Origin of the sequence: Microbulbifer sp. GL-2 (assembly GCF_007183175.1) — a bacterium.
GTDB lineage: Bacteria > Pseudomonadota > Gammaproteobacteria > Pseudomonadales > Cellvibrionaceae > Microbulbifer.
In genome coordinates this window covers 4,341,547-4,358,054 of the sequence record NZ_AP019807.1, presented here as the reverse complement: position 1 = coordinate 4,358,054, position 16,508 = coordinate 4,341,547, and the positions used below count along the sequence as shown (strand labels likewise).

Genomic DNA, 16,508 nt, shown 5'->3' with positions numbered 1-16,508 from the left:
CAATCAGAATTAAGTCAGAGGAGTGGGGGGTTAGTTTGGATTTCTTTAATCAACTGTTGCTGTCATTGGATGGTATGCTCGGTTCGGCACCTTGGTTTCCCTGGGTGTTGCTCGGAGTAGGTTTCTTTTTCACCATTTATCTCGGGTTCCCGCAAATTCGCTACTTCGGGCACGCGATCAAAATTGTACAAGGCAAGTACGACAAGCCCGGAGACCCTGGCGATACCTCTCACTTCCAGGCTCTGGCCACAGCGCTTTCCGGTACCGTTGGTACCGGTAATATCGGTGGTGTAGGCCTCGCTATTTTCCTGGGAGGGCCGGCAGCATTATTTTGGATGTGGATGACTGCCTTCCTCGGTATGACAACCAAGTTTGTCGAAGTCACCCTTTCACACAAGTATCGTATTAAAGCGGCGGATGGTTACTATGCTGGTGGCCCCATGTTCTATATGGAGCGCCGTCTCAATATGAAGTGGTTGGCAATTCTGTTTGCCATTGCTACGGTGATCTGCTCGTTTGGTACCGGAAGCCTTCCGCAGGTGAACAATATCGCCCAGGCGATGCACGATTCATTCGGAATCGAGAAAGCTTTGACCGGTGGTGTGCTGGCCATCTTGCTGGGTATGGTGATCATTGGCGGTATTACGCGGATTGCCAAGGTGACTTCCACCATTGTTCCCGCGATGGCCCTGATCTATGTGATCGGTGCTCTGGGGGTGATTTTCTATAACATCGAAAATATTATCCCTTCCTTTGCTACTGTTTTCCGAGATGCCTTCAATGGCAGTGCTGCAGCTGGAGGCTTCCTCGGCGCCAGCTTTGCTTACGCTTTCAATCGTGGTGTAAACCGGGGTCTCTTCTCCAACGAAGCGGGGCAGGGTTCGGCACCAATTGCCCACGCCGCGGCACGTGCAGATGAGCCTGTTTCTGAAGGTATGGTTTCCCTGCTTGAGCCCTTTATCGATACGATCATTATTTGTACGCTGACTGGTTTGGTGATCCTTTCATCCGGTGTTTGGACTGAAAAGCATGAGAACCTTTTTGAGGGTGCGGATACTTATGTGGTTGCTGGCAGCTATATCGAAGAAAATCCGGAACAGGTCAAACAGCTGTTCAATTACCTCAGCAGCCAGCCGAGCGACGTGAAACCCTATAATGGCTCGGTGGTTGTGACCGATGGCCATCCGCTGAATGCACAGGAATTTACTCTGATTCATGCACGCTCCATTGCTGAAGATCTAGACTTCCGTGTGGGTGATGACCAATTCAGCGGTGTCCTCAATGTGGTGGATGGCAAGTTTACCAATGAAGATGTGGATATTTGGGGTAAATCCCTGGTTCACTCAGTCGCACTTACCAGTAAGGCCTTCCAGCGCGGCTTCTTTGGGGAGTATGGTGGCCTGATTGTGACTTTGGGCATTCTGATGTTTGCCTTTTCCACTGCGATTGCTTGGTCCTATTATGGCGACCGCTCCATGATTTACCTGTTTGGTCCCAGGGCGGTTATGCCATACCGGATTGTATATGTGATCGCCTTCTTTTGGGCTGCAATTGAGGATACGACCGTAATCTGGAATCTCTCTGCAGTAGCCATTGTGATTATGACTTTGCCTAACCTGTTTGGTATTACGGTGCTGGCGAAGGAGATGAAGGACTCAGTAAAGGATTACTGGAAGGACCCCAGCCATAAGTAGTGTGATGGCTCGGGGAAAATCCTGAATTAAAAAAGGCAGCCAAGGGGCTGCCTTTTTTATACCCGGCCTGACTGGTATGGCAGCCAAACCGGGAATTGCTCAGAAGAAAAGCTTATTCTGCCTGAGCGCTGAGCGCCACACCTGAGTAAGCTTCGTAGCCACGAATACTGATGTGCCAAGTGCCAGCCTGCGGGTTGCTGATGCTGCAGCTTTCATCATTACCCCACTTGTATGGGCGGCAATCCCAGTCGCTGCGGGTAGGGGCTGAACCGTAGCGTACATAGAGGTCGCCGTCGCCACTGCCACCGGTCATAACTGCATTCAGGGTTGACATACCGCTATCCACTTCCAAGGTGAAGTGTTGCCAAGCATTGGAGGAACCGGATAGATTGGTTTCTTCCCAGCCACCGGAGTTGCCGCCGCCACCGGTGAAGCTACCTACCAAGCTTACGCCTGAGAAGGAGCTGTAACCGCGAACCATCACATAGTAGGTGCCGGCTTGCACATCACCATCGTCGATATCACAGGTCTCGTTATTGCCACCACTGAATGGGCGACAGTCGTAGGTGGAGGTAGTTGGAGCCGCGCCGAAACGCACGTAGAGGTCTGCATCACCACTACCGCCAGACATGGCGAAGCTCAGGCCGGTAGCACCTGCTGGGACTTCCATGGTGTAGTGAAGTTCATCACCAGAGCCGCCAGATAGGCCATCCACGGACTGACCGTTTTCCAATTCGCCGGGAGGGGGAGGAGGGGTATCGTCACAGGTAACGCCGACAGTATTAAATGCAGCAGTAACATCTGAAGAGTTGTAGCCTAAATCCTCTGCTGCGGAGACCACACCACAAGCGGCTTCATCATAGTCAGAGTACTGGCCCCAGTACATTTGGTTGGCGAGCACAAAGACGTCAAAAGCTGTGCGGGTATTCCAGCCACTGGTATTGGCGAGCAGGTAAAAAGCGCGGTTGTACACACCGGAGCTATAGTGAACGTCCAGGCCATCGTAATAGTCGCTGGCATGCCCGATAGATCTACCATCCTGAGTGGGGTCTTCAAAATAACGAAGGGCACCATTGCCTTTAAATATTTGTCCTCCAACTAGCCAGTCGTTACTACCGGTCATAAAGTACTCAGCAGCCTCACCTGCGATATCGGAGAAGGCTTCATTGATGCCTCCAGGCTGACGACTGTACTCAAGATTTGAGTTTTGCTCGGTAAAGCCGTGGCTGACCTCATGTGCGGTAACGTCCAGGCTGACCAGTGGATAGAAGGTGTTGAGACCATCACCGAAGGTCATCTGGCTGCCATCCCAGAAGGCGTTTTCATAACTGTTGCCATAATGTACGCGAAGGCGCAACTTCTGAGTTAGTGGCGAGGTGTTGTACCAGTCGCTAAACATATTGAAGACTACATTACCGAAGAAGTGGGCATCATTTAGCGGTGAGTAGGCACCATTGATTTCCTTGTGATCATTGTAGGGGCAGGTGAACTGGTGAACGCTGCCGCCACTAGTGCCGTGGTTAAGGTCCACTGTTTCTACATTTGCGGTATCCATGCGGCAATTGTTATCAACTTCCATGGAAGGGAAGTCCGTGCCGTACTCATAGCGACCTGTCTTTTGGTTGCCACCGGGGCCCTGGGCATCCTGGAAGGTCAGGCCGTCCCAGTGCTTGATGACTTCCCCAGTCATTGCATCAATAAAGTAGAACGGACGTTTGGGCTCCTCTCCATATTCAACCCAATTTATCAGGTAGGCTAGGCGAGCCTCATCCTGTTCATTGATGTAGACGTAGAGTTCTTTTTTCTGGTTCTTGGCTTCCAGTTTCAGAACAGGGACAGAGAGAGCTCCCTGCACAATACCCTGCTGGGCTCGCTGAGTGATCTGGTGGCTCATGGCGCGATCTAAAGCATTATCGGCATTGATTGTCGCCCGCACAGTGGGGACCTCAAGCTCCAGTCCGGTGAGGACGTTGCCATGCATTTCTGTAATCAGGCCCTGGCCGGAGCTGGTGACGGTTTGGCCCCAAACAGGAATACCCTTGTGGGTCTGTTGGTAGCGGGCAACCGTTTTACCATTTCCGAGAGTACGTTCACGGACTTTTACCAAGGCCATATCAGACCCCGCCGTGGCGGTCAGTGTCTGGGACGAGAGCATATCCGGGGTCGCGGGGACGCGATCGGCTGCCTGGGCACTTATAGCCAGGGCTAAAGTGCAGGTAACTCCTATTAGATGCTTCATTGCTAGCTTTCCCTATATTACTTTTTATATGAAACCGGATGCCCGGAGCCGAGGAAATCCTTGAGGGTTTTCACAATAAATCTGGCTGTTCGGTACGGCCGGTCTTTTAGTACGGTAAGACAGCAGAAGATGGCCGGGCGTCAAGGGTAGGGCCGCAGTTACGGTAATGACGCACGCTTTCTCAAACCTGTTACCCGATATTAGCGGGCAACCTGAGATTACCTTGCGTACGCATAGTGGCAACAAAAAGGTGATGACAAACCTATATATTTGAATTGTTTTCGATATTTTTGCTCAGGTAGTCACAAATCAGCAATTAATATCCTGCCGGGGAAATCCAAAAGATGCGTGTAATTAATCCTGCTGAACGAGTAGAGCGCCAGTTAATTATTATTTTTAAGAGAGATTTGTGATCATTTTTCTGGTGGAGGTTTACACATTAAGGAGAAGATATTCTCTTTCCCATGAACTTATTACTCTGTTGAATTTTTCATATTCATCACGTTTTATTGCACTCCATGCTTTTACGAATTTCCTGCCAAACATTTCAGCCGCTTCTTCACACTCCAATAAAAGATTTAGCGCGTGTTCCTGTGTGCGAGGTAAAGTGATGGTTTCTTTGGAACAGTCGCCCTGATAGGGTGCGCTGGGCGCCACCTTATTGATCATTCCCAGGTAGCCGCAAGCGAGAGAGGCAGCGATGGCAAGGTAAGGATTGCAGTCTGCACCGGGAAAGCGATTTTCAAGTCTTTTTCCCTGGGGAGAGCTATCTGGAACCCGTAATCCTGTGGTGCGATTGTCGTAACCCCAGTGCAGGCTGGTTGGCGCTGCCATCTCGGGGGTGAAGCGCCGGTAAGAATTTACATTTGGGGCAAAAAAGCTGATGAATCCAGGGGTGTATTTTTGCATGCCGCCAATAAAATGCATGAAATTATTGTTTTCTTTTCCGCTATCATCCGCAAAAATATTTTTCCCGTTTTTTTTATGAACAACACTTTGGTGCAGGTGCAGTGCGCTGCCGGGTTCATCCTCCATCGGTTTGGCCATAAAGGTCGCATAAATTCCGTGGCGCAAGGCGGTTTCGCGCACTGTGCGTTTAAAAGTGAAGACCTGGTCGGCGAGTAGTAACGGATCTCCATGCAAAAAATTAATTTCCATCTGGGCGGTTCCGGATTCGTGAATTAAAGTATCCACATCCAAACCTTGCGCTTCGCAAAAATCATACATGTCCTCAATAATGGGTTCATACTCGTTGGCCGCGTCAATGCTGTATGACTGTCGCGTTTTCTCTGTACGGCCGGAGCGTCCTACAGGAGCGGATAGTTTTTCATCCGGGTCCAGGTTGCGCTTTATCAAGTAAAATTCTACTTCCGGTGCAACAATTGGCCTCCACCCTTTTGCTGAATATTTTTCTAGAACAAATTTGAGGATATTCCGTGTGCTAATCGGATGTGGTCGACCATCTCGTGTATAGCAATCATGAATAATTTGAGCAGTGGGGTCGTTGGCCCATGGGTTTAGACGAACAGAATCGGGATCCGGGACCAGCAGCATGTCAGTATCAGCTGGGTCAACAAGTTCATTGTGCTCATCGACATAGTCGCCAGTAACAGTCTGGACCAGGATGCTTTCGGGGAGGCGGCTGTCCTGGGTGAGGAACTTATCTGTCGGGGTAAACTTCCCCCTGGCATTTCCCGACATGTCGGGTACCAGGCACTCCACTTCGGCGATGTTGTGCTCGGCAAGCCACCTGGTAATCTTTTCCATCGTAATCCTTTAGCTAATATGACCCTGCCTGGGAGTTGCTTCAGTATATGCTTTGGCGCCTGTAAGCGCTGTTGTAAGGTACATCCTTTGCTGGGTGGGCATTACTGAATAGTGTGGCGGGCAAACTTTGATTATGGCAAAAAGCCGAATTATTATTCAGTCGTGCGCCGTTAATAACCCGCTAAATCAAAGACCTTTAACTGGTCTTGTAAGCTCAAGGAGCTGCGCCAATGAAAGCATTGGATGGACATACGGAATCCTATTACGCGGCGACCACCAATATGGCTCTGGATTACCCGCAATTGGATGAGGATGTCGAAGTAGATGTTTGTGTGATTGGCGCGGGATATACCGGCCTCTCGAGTGCATTGCACCTAGCCCAGCGAGGCTACAAAGTGGCTGTCCTTGAAGCGGAGCGAGTAGCCTGGGGGGCGTCAGGGCGAAATGGTGGTCACGTGGGTGTGGGGCAGCGTCGGTGCCAGAGCGATCTGGAGGATATGTTTGGTAATGATATTGCGGTGCGCCTCTGGCAATTCAGTATTGAAGCGGTGCAGCTGGTCGAGCGGCTGATCATGGAACACGGAATCCAGTGCGACCTCAAGCGCGGAATTATGCACCTTGCGGCTAAGCCCAGCCATGACAATTACCTACGTGAGGAGGCGGAGTTATTACAGGATCGGTATGGCTATAGCGGCGTCCGCTATGTTGATGAACAGGGAGTACAGGAAATTGTCGGCTCTGAACGTTATCTGGGAGCGCAGATAGATAGCGATTCCCTGCACTTGCACCCTTTGAATTACGCTCTGGGGGTGGCCGGGGCTTGTGCCGGGATGGGGGTTAAAATTTATGAGCGCAGTCGAGTTTTGCGCTACCGGGGCGGGAGCCCCTGTGAGGCCGTGACTGCAAAGGGGCGGGTCAGGGCGCAAAATATTGTATTGGCCTGCAATGGGTACCTGGGAAATCTCGAGCCGCGCATGGCTGGCAAAATTATGCCAATTAATAATTTTGTACTCGCCACCGAACCGTTGCCTGAGCCTTTGGCGCGTGAATTGATTGCCAATGATCACGCTGTGCAGGATACCTACTTTGTTATCAATTACTGGAAGCTCTCTGGAGATAACCGTCTTATTTTTGGCGGCGGGGAAAATTACACTTCCCGATTTCCCACTGATATTCGGGGGTTCGTGCGTAAAAACATGTTGAAAGTCTATCCGCAGTTGAAGAAAACTCGTATCGACTATGGCTGGGGAGGTACCCTGGCGATCACCTTGAACCGCATGCCGCATATGGGCAGGTTGGAACCTGGCGTCTACTACAGCCAGGGGTACTCAGGACATGGTGTTCCCACAGCTACTTTTGCAGGAAAGCTCCTCGCGGAAGTGATTGCCGGGACTGAAGAGCGCTTCGATATTATGGCCAGGATACCAACAGACACCTTTCCCGGTGGTACTTTGATGCGCTGGCCGGGGCTTGTGTTGGGAATGCTCTACCACAGTTTGCTGGATAAGTTTGGGCGATGACCCCGAGGAGTTTTGTCCCACTCGAAATTGTCAGTAGATGAGAGGCATAAGTCCTAAATTAAACGAAAACAGGCATAGCCTTTGGCGGTAAAATGCCAGCTACTGAAATGCAGGAATCCAAGTTTGTCCAATGCCGAGCAGCGAAAACGTAAAAGTCAGCTTACTGCCAGACGTGAGCCTGTGCAGGCCCGTGCTCGCGAGAGGACCCGCCAGATCCTCGATGTCACAGCGCGCTTGCTCGAAGAGGTTGGACTCAATGATTTAACCACAATTTTGATCGCTCGCGAGCTGGATATTTCTGTGGGCTCCCTATATCACTATTTCCCCAATAAACACGCGATACTCTATGCCATGGGTGAGCAGTGGCTTGCCAGTATCAGTACAGCTATGCATGAGCTGGCACAGCGGGACCTGGAAACTATATCTCTCGAGAGGTTCATTGATGACTTTAGTGGTTGCTTACTGGGCGTATATCGCGAGCAGCGCGGGTTATTGCCGTTGGTGCAGGCTATGTGGGGGATTCCTGAATTGCATGAACTGGACAAGCGTCATAACGCGCTGGTTATCAGCCATCTGGTGGAAATCTACCGGCGCCTTGGCTTTAAGTGTCCACCGAATGAATTAAACCGCCTTGGGAGGCTTGCGCTGGAGACTTGTCATGCCTTGCTGTTGGTAGTGATTAATCAGGCGGAAAAGCGCGCTCAACGTACCCTGGAAGATCTACGGCAGATGCTGTTGGTCATACTCAATGAGCGGCGTAACGATAACAGGCCGGCGGGGCTGAATGATGTGGAGGCGCCCTGATGGCTGCTCGACCGGATAAGTTGGTAATTGCTATTTCTTCACGGGCGCTGTTTAACCTGGGCGAAAGTCATCGGGTATTTGAGGAACAGGGATTGCAGGCCTTTTCCCGTTATCAGGTTGAGCGGGAGAACGATGTGCTGGAAAAGGGTGATGCCTTTCCTCTGGTGGAGAAGTTTTTAAAAATCAATGAGCTGCTTGGAGGGGAGCCCCGGGTCGAAGTTATTCTGCTATCCCGCAATAGTGCCGATACCGGACTGCGGGTGTTTAATTCCATCGAACACTACGGTCTGGATATTACCCGCGCGGCATTCTGTAATGGTGAGAGCCCCTACCGGTATATCGGCCCCTTTGGCTGCAATCTGTTTTTGTCCACAGATGGGCTGGATGTGCGCCGTGCACTTGAGCAGGGCGTGGCTGCTGCAACCCTGGTGGCGGGTGGTAGCCGAGCGCATCGGGATAATGTGTTGCGCTTTGCTTTTGATGGTGATGCCGTTATTTTTTCTGACGAGGCGGAGAAAATTTATAAACGCGACGGGCTCGCCGCTTTCACCGAGGCGGAGCGCGCTTCAGCACAAGAGCCCCTGGAAGGCGGGCCATTCAAGGGTTTTCTTGAGGCTCTGCAAAAGCTCCAGGCAGAATTCGGTCTGGATACCTGCCCTATTCGTACGGCCTTGGTAACGGCTCGATCTGCACCGGCTCATGAGAGGGTGATTCGTACACTGAGAGCCTGGAATATCCGCGTGGATGAATCGGTGTTCCTGGGAGGTTTGCCAAAGGGGGAGTTTCTGCGTGCTTTTGGAGCAGATGTCTTTTTTGATGATCAACCTACACATTGCGCCTCAGCCGCTGAACATGTGGCAACAGGCCACGTGCCTCACGGTATCGCCAATGCAGAGGCCTGATCAAATAATTCCGCCAGAATGGGACAGAATTCCCAAAGTCGATTGACACTTGCCACTCTTCACCGGATATTCATCTGCCTGTTGGCCCGGACTTTGATTCGCTGCTATTCTTTTCGCGCATAACTCAATATGTTTTTTATAACAAACAACTAATCTGTCAGGGTTGCGCTCGTCCTGGGACGGGGTGATTGATAGCAAGGGAGGACCTATGAAGCTGCAGCAGTTGCGATATATCTGGGAAGTGGCACATCACGATCTCAACGTTTCTGCTACTGCGCAGAGCCTTTACACCTCTCAGCCGGGCATCAGCAAACAGATCCGTCTGCTTGAAGATGAGCTTGGTGTGGAAATCTTTGCTCGCAGTGGTAAACATCTTACGCGGGTAACCCCCGCAGGTGAGGCGATTCTCAAGACCGCTGGCGAAATTATGCGCAAAGTCGAGAATATCAAGCAGGTTGCACAAGAATTCAGCAACGATAAAAAAGGTAGCCTTGCTGTTGCCACTACTCACACCCAGGCTCGCTATGCATTGCCTCCGGTCATAAAGTTGTTTATTTCCCGCTATCCCGATGTGTCTCTGCATATGCACCAGGGTACTCCGATGCAGATTTCGGAAATGGCGGCGGATGGCACCGCAGATTTTGCCATTGCCACTGAAGCCCTGGAATTGTTCAGTGACCTGGTGATGATGCCAGTTTACCGCTGGAACCGTTGCGTACTGGTGCCAAAAGATCACCCCTTGTGCCAAGTCAGTAAGCTGAATCTTGAAGAGGTCGCGAAATACCCGATTGTGACTTATGTATTTGGTTTTACTGGCCGCTCAAAACTGGATGAGGCCTTCCTAGAGAGGGGGCTGTCACCAAAGGTTGTGTTTACCGCCGCGGATGCGGATGTGATCAAGACCTATGTGCGCCTGGGGTTGGGGATTGGTATCGTAGCGGATATGGCGGTGGATGGTGAGGATGAGGACCTGGTTGCCCTGGACGCCAGCGACTTGTTTGAATCCAGCGTAACGAAAATCGGTTTCCGTAAGGGCATTTTCCTGCGTGGCTTCATGTACGAATTCATCCAGCAGTTTGCCCCGCATCTAACTCGCGAGCTGGTTGACCAGGCTGCCCACGCTACATCCCGTGCAGAGGTTGATGCACTTTTTTCTGATCTGGAATTACCAGTGTATTAATTCAACGGGCTAAAGTGGGGAAAGGTAGAGGCTAGGAGGCCTCTACCTGAATCATCGGCTGTAACACTTCTTTGGCGAACTTAAAGTAAACGGTGTAAATTTCCGCTTCCTGGCCTTCCTGCTCAACTACAAAAAAAGGTGCGCGTTCCACCTGGTGCTGTTGAGCGATTTTCATGCCTGCACTCTGCGAGTCGCGGACATCGGCTATCAGCGTCTGGTCGATAAATCTGAGCTGATCATTTCCCTCCAGCTTCTCCTGCACGTCGCGGCATTTGGCACAGGGAGAGCCATCGGCGAGTACTTTTTTGACCATTGTGATCTTCACAATAAATTCCTTGATCCGGTTGTAGCATCGACATCGGTGCTACTGGCCAAGAATCTATCAGAAGGTCTAATAACTTTGAAATATCGATCCTGGATAAATTTATAACCAAAAATTGTAGTGAGACTACAAAATTGGACACCATGGGCAATTTTATTCCAGTCTCAGATGTGGATTAGCACAGAAATTGCTCGGTAGTATCCAGTAGCAAGCGTACCTTGGCCAAGCATTCACGATGTTCGGCAGCCGGATCAGAGTCTGCGACAATACCGCCGCCCGCTGCACAGGTCATACGGCCATTGCTGGCACTGAATGTGCGGATCGCAATATTGGTGTCGGCACGGCCACAGCTACTGATGTAGCCGATACTGCCGCAGTAGATTCCACGGGGGCTGGATTCAAGTTCGCGGATAACTTCCATCGAGCGCCGTTTAGGGGCGCCGGTAATAGAGCCGCCGGGAAAACAGGCGGCAAGAAGGTCGCTGTAAGCGGAATCCTCCGGCATCTCTCCGGTAACAACACTGACCAGGTGGTGGACATTGGCAAAGCTTGCCAACTGGAACAAGTCAGGCACACGCACACTGCCACTGCGGCACAGTTTGCTGAAATCGTTGCGCAGCAGGTCCACGATCATCAGGTTCTCGGCGCGATCCTTGGGGCTTTTCTGCAGGGTGAAAGCTGCTCTCTGGTCAGCTGCTGGATCGGCAACCCTGGCAGCGGTGCCCTTGATGGGCTCTGTGCGCAGGCTGCCACCATCAGCGCGAATAAAGCGCTCTGGTGACATGCTCAGCAGGCTTCCCTGGGGCAGTTCCATGTAGGCGGAAAAGGGCCCTGCAGCCCGGCTGCGCAGGGCCAGGTAGGCGCTCAACAGGTCACCCTCGTAGGGAGCGCAAAACCGTTGGGTGAAGTTTGCCTGGTAGACATCACCGGCGGCGATATATTCGAGGATGCGCTCGATACGTGCGCGATAATCCTCGGCACTGAGCTCGTGCTCAAAAGGTGCCAGCAGGCGGAACTCGCCCGAGATCAGGGGTTTTTCCCATTCCACCGATGCAAAGCGTTTGCTCACTTCCCGCACTTGCCTGGGAGGGCAGGCAGGGTGAAATATCAAATGGCTACTACCCAGTTGGTGATCGGCGATATAGGCCCAGCCGTAAAGGCCAAAAAAGCCTGCCGGCAAGTCGGTGGAGCGGTTGTCGGACGGCAGGTAGTTACCTTCCACTCCAAGTTCATACCCCGCGTAGCCAATTACGCCACCACAAAAGGGCAGTTGCGAGTCCCGTTCCTGGGGGCACAGCTCGCAAATCAAATCGTCAAGCTGCGAAAAAGGCTCATGACTGTCGGCATGTAACTCCAGACTGTTAAGTGGATCTGCGCTGATAATGTCAAAGCGCCCGCTACTCAGCGGCCGGCCACTATCGAGCCACACCGGTGCGGGCAGGTCCGACACGGTGGCAAAGGCTGCTGCGGAGTTCAGCGAGTAGGGCAGGGAGACAATTTGCATATATCAAAACATGGCAGTCCGGAAGACGGCGCACACTACACATTTTACGGCGATGTGAAAAGGCCGTGTGGCTCTTTAGTCAATTCTGCGCTCGATACCTGCCTGGGACATCAGGCGGGTAGCGAGCTCTTCAACCGAAAGCTGTGTGGCATTAAGGAAGGGCACTTGTGCCCGGCGCAACATCTGCTCGACCTGGCGCACCTCAAATTCACACTGCTCCTTTGAAGCGTAGCGGCTATTGGCGCGTCTTTCCTGGCGGATTTGCATCAGACGCTTTGGATCTATGGTCAGTCCAAACAGTTTGCGACGATAAGGGCGCAATATTTTTGGAAGGGTAGTGGAATCCATATCTTCTTCGGTAATGGGGTAGTTGGCGGCGCGCAGGCCGAACTGCAGGGCCAGGTACAGGCAGGTGGGTGTTTTGCCGGATCGGGAGACGCCGAGAAGAATTACATCCGCTTGCTCAAACTCACTGATTCTGCGCCCATCATCGTTGTCGATGGCGAAGTGAACAGCTTCAATGCGCTCACTGTAGCGGCGATTATCGGCGATACCGTGGGAAACATTGACGGTTTGCGCCGGGTCGCAACCGAACAGGTTGGCCAGTGGGGTCAGATAATTTTCAAAAACATCCAGCATCAGGGCGGGGCTCTGATGAAGTTGATCGCGGATCTGATCTGAAACAATACTGGTGATAATGATCGGTTGCAGGCCGGATTCTTTGGCGACTTTCCCTATACGCTGGAGCGCTTGCTGTACCTTCTCGGTGGAATCGATATAGGGCAGGGTCACCTGTTCCACTTGCTGGTCCTGGAATTGGGCCAAGAGGCTGTGACCAATAGCCTCTACGGTAAGGCCGGTTCCGTCGGAAATAAAAAAGGCGGTGCGCTTGTCTTTTGCCATGTTTCTTCTCTGTCTGTTGGCATGGGCCGGGTGGCGAAGAGGCGTTCAGTATAAAAGGGGTGGGGCGAAAGGTCTTTTATTCTGGGGTTCTATCTTTTGTAGAAAATTTACAACATTTTCAGTGTTTTTTACGGGCTATTTTTTACAAGACTCATCCTTATAATCAGCGCCCACTAATACCTGATTTCATAGGGGCTTCACTTGACGAACTTCACCATCGACTTCGCAAAACTGGGTATGGACGATGTCGACAAGGTCGGCGGTAAAAACGCATCGCTCGGCGAGATGATCTCTTCTCTTGCCGGCGCTGGTGTGAGTGTGCCGGGCGGCTTCGCAACCACCGCGGAGGCCTTTCTGGCCTTCCTCGCCCACGAGCAGTTGGAGCAGCGAATCGCCGAGCGCCTGAAAGGGCTGGATGTTGCTGATGTTGTGGAGCTGGCAAAGGCTGGAGACGAAATTCGTAATTGGATCTTGCAAACACCTTTCCCTGCACAGCTCGAGAAAGAAATTCGCGATGGCTACGATGCTCTGGGTGGTGGAGAGACCGCTGTGGCAGTACGCTCTTCCGCAACTGCAGAAGATTTGCCGGATGCTTCTTTTGCGGGCCAGCAGGAGACTTTCCTGAACATTCGTGGTGTCGATGCGGTGCTACAAGCGGTGAAGGAAGTATTCGCTTCCCTCTATAACGATCGCGCTATTGCCTACCGCGTACATACCGGTTACGCAGATGTGGGCGTGGCCCTGTCTGCCGGTATCCAGCATATGGTGCGCAGCGAAACCGGTGCTGCCGGTGTGATGTTCACCCTCGATACCGAGAGTGGTTTCCGCGATGTGATCTTTATTACCGCGGCCTTCGGCCTGGGTGAGACTGTTGTGCAAGGTGCGGTAAACCCTGATGAATTCTACCTATACAAGCCTGCTGTGGATGCCGGTCGCCCGGCAATACTGCGCCGCAATCGCGGTAGTAAGGCGATTAAGATGGTATACGATCAGAGCGGTGAGTGTGGTCGCTCAGTGAAAACTGTCGAGGTCGCAGAAGAAGACCGCCAGCGGTTTGCTCTTAATGATGATGAGCTGACCAGCCTGGCGGTACAGGCGCGCAAGATTGAAGAGCACTACGGTCGCCCGATGGATATCGAGTGGGCCAAAGATGGGGATACCGGCGAGCTGTTTATTGTGCAGGCGCGTCCGGAGACAGTGCGCTCCCGTGACCAAGGCACCAGCATTGAGCGCTACAGTTTGCAAGAGCGTGGCGAAGTACTATGCGAAGGGCGTGCGATTGGCCAGCGTATCGGTGCCGGTCGCGTGCGCAAGCTGAAGTCTGTTGAAGATATGGCTGCGATGCAGGACGGTGAAGTCCTGGTGACCGATATGACCGACCCAGACTGGGAGCCTGTTCTGAAAAAGGCCAGTGCGATCGTTACCAACCGTGGTGGTCGTACCTGTCACGCCGCTATCATAGCCCGCGAGCTGGGTATTCCTGCCGTAGTCGGTTGTGGCAATGCCACTGAGCTACTGGAAAGCGGTACTCCGGTGACTGTGTCCTGTGCTGAAGGTGATACCGGTTTCGTGATGTCTGGTGAGCTGGATTTCCAGCGTGAGGAAACTGAAGTTTCCGAAATGCCGGATCTGCCTTTCAAAATTATGCTCAACGTGGGTAATCCGGATCGCGCCTTTGCCTTCAGCCACTTGCCCAACCAAGGTGTTGGCCTGGCGCGCTTGGAGTTTATCCTCAACCGTATGATCGGTATTCATCCAAAGGCCCTGTTGGAGCTGGACAGCTTGCCGGAAGACCTGCAGCAGAATATCCGTGAGCGCATTGGCGGTTATGCCTCTCCGGAAGACTTTATTGTTGAAAAACTGGTTGAGGGTATCGCTACCCTGGCTGCTGCGTTTGCGCCTAACCGCGTGATCGTGCGCCTGTCGGACTTCAAGTCGAATGAATACGCGCACTTGGTCGGCGGCCAACTGTATGAGCCCAGTGAAGAGAACCCGATGCTCGGTTTCCGCGGCGCTGCCCGTTACCGCTCAGAGGATTTCCGTCAGTGCTTTGCTCTTGAGTGTCGCGCCTTGAAGAAGGTACGTGACGAGATGGGCCTGACCAATGTGGAAATCATGGTGCCCTTCGTGCGCACTCCGGAAGAGGCTGCGGAAGTTGTTGGTCTACTCGCGGACAACGGCCTGCGCCGTGGTGAGGGTGGCCTCAAGGTCATCATGATGTGTGAACTGCCCTCCAATGCTTTGCTGGCCGAGGAGTTCCTGCAGCACTTCGATGGCTTCTCCATCGGCTCCAACGATCTGACCCAGCTTACCCTGGGCCTGGACCGCGATTCCGGCCTGGTGGCAGACCTGTTCGATGAGCGCAATCCTGCAGTGAAAGCACTGCTGTCACGTGCCATCCAGGCCTGTAAGAAAGCCGGCAAATATGTCGGTATTTGCGGGCAGGGCCCCTCTGACCACAAAGACTTCGCCCGCTGGTTGATGGATGAGGGAATAGACAGTGTTTCCCTGAACCCTGATACCGCTGTGGATACCTGGCTATTTTTGGCCAATGAGGAAGCCTGATTTCCTCTCTTAAGCGGCCCTTTTGGGCCGCTTTTTCATTTTGACTGCCCCCAGATCCAGCAGAATTGCCTCAATTTATTTTTCCAGGCCGGCCGTAACAGTGTCGAAAATTTAGGCGGCTGTTGCCAATTCTGATAAAAATGCCGGATTTTTTCCCAGTATTTTATGTGTGAGACCTCACCATCACACCCTACCCAAAAAGTTCAAACCTCTATCAGCGTCTGCCAAGAGAATAATTCAATCTAAGTGTCCTCATGCATCTCTATAGAATCGGAAGGGTCCTGAGGCTGCGCGTTAACCGGAATAAAACTTCGCGCAATTTGCTTTGGTGCTGATTCACCAGCAGAGGGAGTTTCCCGGTGTTGAGCTTTAAGTGGTACCGGTTTGGCTGTTTTCCTTTCCGCCCGCTTTGGCAAAGCAGAAAAAGTTGTTGAGGTGAGCTATGCATATGAGCAGACAGTTACAGATCCCCATTCTGCACATTTTCCTAATGTTAAGCCTTTTAGCGTTTTTGGCAGTGCCTTCCGCAATGGCGAAGCCGCGTGGCGGTAACTGGTTTGACGACCGGGCTGCCGCTAGGGGAGGGAGTCCCTCTATTAGGATTGATTTAAGTGAACAGCGTGCTTACTTGTATAAGGGCGGCAAATTAGTGGGAGTATCCAGAGTATCCTCTGGCAAACGAGGATACAGTACACGCGCTGGGCACTTCCGTGTGCTTTCCAAGCATCCATATCATCGATCTTCGATTTACGGAAGTTATGTAGATAGACGTTCAGGTCGTGTAGTGAGATCCAACGTAAATACCCGCAAGCACCGCCGCCCCGCCGGTGCTGTGTACCGCGGGGCCAGGATGAACAACTACATTCGTTTTAACGGTGGTATTGGTCTGCACGCATCGGGGCATGTGCCCGGCTATCCCGCTTCGCACGGTTGTGTGCGTATGCCTCCGCATATGGCGAGAAAATTTTATCGACACGTGCGTATTGGTACCCCAGTTCGTGTGACACATTAGATTGATTTGTAACAGCGAAGGCTTTACCGGGTATTATCCACAGCGGTGATACCCGGTATTTTTTTTCATCCCTGCCGGCATTGTTGCAGTATCGCT

General features: G+C 52.2%; 12 protein-coding genes. 7 read left to right on the top strand and 5 right to left on the bottom strand.

Translation table 11 applies throughout. The features are described from left to right. Positions 1-35 precede the first annotated feature (35 nt). Positions 36-1,694: a sodium:alanine symporter family protein gene (locus GL2_RS18760; RefSeq protein ID WP_197736479.1), complete on the top strand. Its 1,659-nt coding sequence runs from the start codon at positions 36-38 to the stop codon at positions 1,692-1,694. 112 nt (positions 1,695-1,806) lie between these two features. Here GL2_RS18760 and GL2_RS18755 read toward each other — a convergent pair whose 3' ends face one another. Both GL2_RS18755 and GL2_RS18750 read right to left on the bottom strand, forming a co-directional pair. Next, a complete protein-coding gene (locus tag GL2_RS18755; RefSeq protein WP_143732261.1) occupies positions 1,807-3,933 on the bottom strand; it encodes a M4 family metallopeptidase in 2,127 nt (708 codons plus the stop codon). A 432-nt stretch (positions 3,934-4,365) separates the two neighbouring features. Next, entirely contained in the window at positions 4,366-5,700 is a 1,335-nt protein-coding gene (locus GL2_RS18750) for a glutamine synthetase family protein (protein ID WP_143732260.1), read from the bottom strand. A gap of 230 nt (positions 5,701-5,930) precedes the next feature. On the opposite strand from GL2_RS18750, the gene GL2_RS18745 reads away from it, so the two are divergent. From GL2_RS18745 to cysB, 4 genes are all read left to right on the top strand, one after another. Continuing rightward, the gene (locus tag GL2_RS18745) at positions 5,931-7,220 is read left to right on the top strand and encodes an FAD-binding oxidoreductase (RefSeq protein WP_143732259.1); all 1,290 of its coding nucleotides are present in this window, start codon (positions 5,931-5,933) and stop codon (positions 7,218-7,220) included. Between the two features lie 123 nt (positions 7,221-7,343). Then, positions 7,344-8,024 (top strand): TetR/AcrR family transcriptional regulator, encoded by a 681-nt coding sequence (locus tag GL2_RS18740; protein ID WP_143732258.1) that lies wholly within the window; start codon positions 7,344-7,346, stop codon positions 8,022-8,024. Then, positions 8,024-8,926, top strand: coding sequence for a 5'-nucleotidase (locus GL2_RS18735; RefSeq protein ID WP_143732257.1), 903 nt, complete (start codon positions 8,024-8,026; stop codon positions 8,924-8,926). The genes GL2_RS18740 and GL2_RS18735 overlap by 1 nt, the downstream gene beginning before the upstream one ends. Before the next feature lie 208 nt (positions 8,927-9,134). Beyond that, entirely contained in the window at positions 9,135-10,106 is a 972-nt protein-coding gene (gene cysB / locus GL2_RS18730; protein WP_143732256.1) for an HTH-type transcriptional regulator CysB, read from the top strand. Positions 10,107-10,137: 31 nt separating this feature from the next. Here the strand turns inward: cysB and GL2_RS18725 are convergent, their stop codons facing one another. The 3 genes from GL2_RS18725 to GL2_RS18715 form a co-directional block, all read right to left on the bottom strand. Beyond that, positions 10,138-10,431, bottom strand: coding sequence for a hypothetical protein (locus GL2_RS18725; protein WP_143732255.1), 294 nt, complete (start codon positions 10,429-10,431; stop codon positions 10,138-10,140). Positions 10,432-10,603: 172 nt separating this feature from the next. Further along, complete coding sequence (gene pabB / locus GL2_RS18720; RefSeq protein WP_143732254.1) at positions 10,604-11,932, bottom strand: aminodeoxychorismate synthase component I; 1,329 nt, start codon at positions 11,930-11,932, stop codon at positions 10,604-10,606. 75 nt (positions 11,933-12,007) lie between these two features. Continuing rightward, positions 12,008-12,835: a pyruvate, water dikinase regulatory protein gene (locus GL2_RS18715; RefSeq protein ID WP_143732253.1), complete on the bottom strand. Its 828-nt coding sequence runs from the start codon at positions 12,833-12,835 to the stop codon at positions 12,008-12,010. 201 nt (positions 12,836-13,036) lie between these two features. Here GL2_RS18715 and ppsA point away from each other — a divergent pair, with 201 nt between their 5' ends. Together ppsA and GL2_RS18705 are read left to right on the top strand one after the other, a co-directional pair. Continuing rightward, positions 13,037-15,400 (top strand): phosphoenolpyruvate synthase, encoded by a 2,364-nt coding sequence (gene ppsA, locus GL2_RS18710; protein WP_143732252.1) that lies wholly within the window; start codon positions 13,037-13,039, stop codon positions 15,398-15,400. A 529-nt stretch (positions 15,401-15,929) separates the two neighbouring features. Further along, complete coding sequence (locus GL2_RS18705) at positions 15,930-16,412, top strand: L,D-transpeptidase family protein (RefSeq protein ID WP_143732251.1); 483 nt, start codon at positions 15,930-15,932, stop codon at positions 16,410-16,412. Positions 16,413-16,508: the final 96 nt, after the last annotated feature.